This window comes from Tersicoccus phoenicis, assembly GCF_001968835.1.
Lineage (GTDB): Bacteria > Actinomycetota > Actinomycetes > Actinomycetales > Micrococcaceae > Tersicoccus > Tersicoccus phoenicis.
This window is the reverse complement of record NZ_MRDE01000070.1, coordinates 1-2,500: the sequence shown is the minus strand read 5'-3', so window position 1 is coordinate 2,500 and position 2,500 is coordinate 1. Positions and strand designations below refer to the sequence as shown.

Sequence of the window (2,500 nt, the reverse complement as noted above, 5' to 3'; positions counted from 1 at the left end):
CACGATCTCCTTGATCGGCATGCCCTCCGCTCGATGCAGACGACGGATCTCGGCCCAATCTTCCACTGCTATCACCCTCCAAGGGTTCACACGCCGAGGGTCAAAATTCATCCGACGCACAGGGGTCAGTATTCACGCGTCGTCAACACCATTGCTGCGTGGTCAGGGGAACACTGCGCCGGGGGCGGGTGTCATTGACGATTTGGGTCTGTCGAGTGCCCATCATCTGCTCCTATTCCGAGGGACTGAACAGGTCCACGGTAAACAGGACGCGGGAGCGATTCTTTTCAGAGTCGCCTTCTCTATCAATGACTTCGACTAACCACAAGAGCACTTCAGCAAGATGTGTTGATCTGAATAGTCGAATGACACTGCGGAAGATTTTCACAACTCGTGGGCGTGTCGCGGCGGCTCCTTTACCGCAGTGCAGTCCTCGGGCACTCGCGGGTGGGCGATCGTCTCGGCCCTAGACTCGGCCCCAGAGAGACCAACAGCAGCACCCGGAAGGCCGGCCACCCAACCCATGCCCCCTCGCCCTACCAGCCGCCAGGCCGTGCCGTGGCGCATCTACCTGCTCATCGACCCGAGCACGAAGCCGACCAACCACCCCTTGGGGACGATCTTCTACGTCGGTCTGCGCAGCGAACTGCCCGAGCCCGTGGACCTCCGCGAAGCCGCCGAACCCGAGTCCATTCCGGAGGAGGAAACCGCAGCCCGTATGCGGCTAGCGAGGCTCAATCAGGAAGGCGTTCGCGTCCTCGTGGAGGTTGTGCCGGAGCAGAACTGGGTGAACGCCGAGACGGCATCCTTGGCAAGGACGGTCGGCGCGCTCTGCGCGACCCTCCACCCTTCGCCCTTGAACGAAAGGCTGAAGAGCATCCGCTGGCCCGGCAGCCTTGCCCAAACCGTCGAAACCGCCCGCCTCGTCCCACTTCCAGAGGGCGGTGCGATCTTGCGAACACACAAGGGTCCGACACCAGTGGCCGAGTTGCCCCTCGTTGACCCCGAGGCGCTCTTCATGGAGGCTGTCGCGGTAGTGGACGGTCACTCTGCCCCCAGAGCCATCGGCAATCGGCTCCGCGAGGGCGGTCCGCTGCCGCTAGTGCTCATGGCTGAAGGAAGGACTGGGCGAGGAGTCCTACCGGGTGGGTTCGTGCTCGGCGTCTGGATGGTGGAGAGCGTCGTGCCCGTTAATGAGGAGCGGACCCAGTGGAAGGTGACGCGCTATGACGATCCCGAGGCCGAGGGGGCGCTGCGCCGCCGCTTTCTACATCAGTTGGTCGACCCGACTGACTTCAACGCCCTGAAACTCCGCAAAGCCTGACCACAGCCGTATGAGGTTCCACCGATCCTCCGGAGCCACGCCCAGTACGCGAGCGTCGCGCACCACGTCATGTAGCCCGCGCACGAGGTCCCAGACTCGGGCGACCGCTCGCCAGTTCTCGGCGTCTTGGGCATCAGGCAGGACCGCTCGCACCTCGCGCTCGACCGTGGCGCGCTTCCATGCCGGGGGCGCATCTCCGAGCACGGCATCGAGGAACGATGGGCGCGAGAGCAGGCGTGCCAGCCTCACGGTCTCCGGGTAGACGAGAAGGTCTGTTAGCGGCCATGTCAGACTGCCCGTAGGCGGCCACGGAAGTGCCCACTGATGGCCAGGAGAACTGCCTGTTGGTGGCCATGAGATCTGCCCACTGCTTGTTTGTGAACCCCCGACCGCTTGAGCGGGGGGAGCCTCTTCCTGGGGTTTGATGACGGTGTCGAGTCGCATCAAGGTCACCCGGAAGAGGCCCCTGAATGAAGTCTGATGGAGAAATCATGGAAATACTTGCTGCCCACGATCTGACCGGGTCGTTGCGCGCTGCAGCCGAGCTCACGGGTTGCTCTCATCACACGGTCGCCCGGCATGTCGCTGCCCGCGACGCGGGCAAGCCGATGGCCGAGCCGGCCTACCGGGGGCGGGTCACGGACCCGTTCCTGCCGAAGATCGAGGAATGGGTCGAGGCGTCCAAGGGCAAGATCCGGGCCGACAAGGCCCACGAGAAGTTGATCGCGCTCGGTTACCAGGGTTCGGACCGGTCCACGCGGCGGGCGGTCGCTCAGGTGCGGGCCGCGTACCGGCTTGGCCGGGTCCGGGTGCACCGGCCGTGGGTGACCGAGCCGGGCATGTGGCTGCAGTACGACTTCGGCGACGGGCCCGTCATCGAGGCCAGGAAAACCGTGTTGTTCGTCGCGTGGCTGGCGTGGTCGAGGTTCCGGATCGTTGTCCCGTTGCGGGACCGGACGGCACCGAGCGTGTTCGCAGCGTTGGACCGGACGTTCCGGCTCATCGGGGGCGCCCCGACCTATGTACTGACGGATAACGAGAAGACCGTCACGGTCTCCCACGTTGCCGGGGTCCCGGTGCGGAACCAGCAGACGGTGGACTTCGCCCGCCACTACGGTCTCACGGTGCTGACGTGCCAGCCTGCGGATCCGGCGTCCAAGGGCGGGGTGGAGTCCT

General features: G+C 64.8%; 2 protein-coding genes. Both read left to right on the top strand.

Annotated features, from left to right (window positions below; translation table 11 throughout):
* Positions 1–553: 553 nt before the first annotated feature.
* Positions 554–1,324 carry a hypothetical protein gene (locus tag BKD30_RS11130; protein WP_143588174.1) on the top strand — a complete coding sequence of 257 codons (771 nt, stop codon included), beginning with the start codon at positions 554–556 and terminating at the stop codon, positions 1,322–1,324.
* A gap of 470 nt (positions 1,325–1,794) precedes the next feature.
* Positions 1,795–2,500, top strand: a 706-nt coding sequence (locus BKD30_RS11125) for a DDE-type integrase/transposase/recombinase (protein ID WP_235861647.1), incomplete at its 3' end; no start/stop codon positions are given.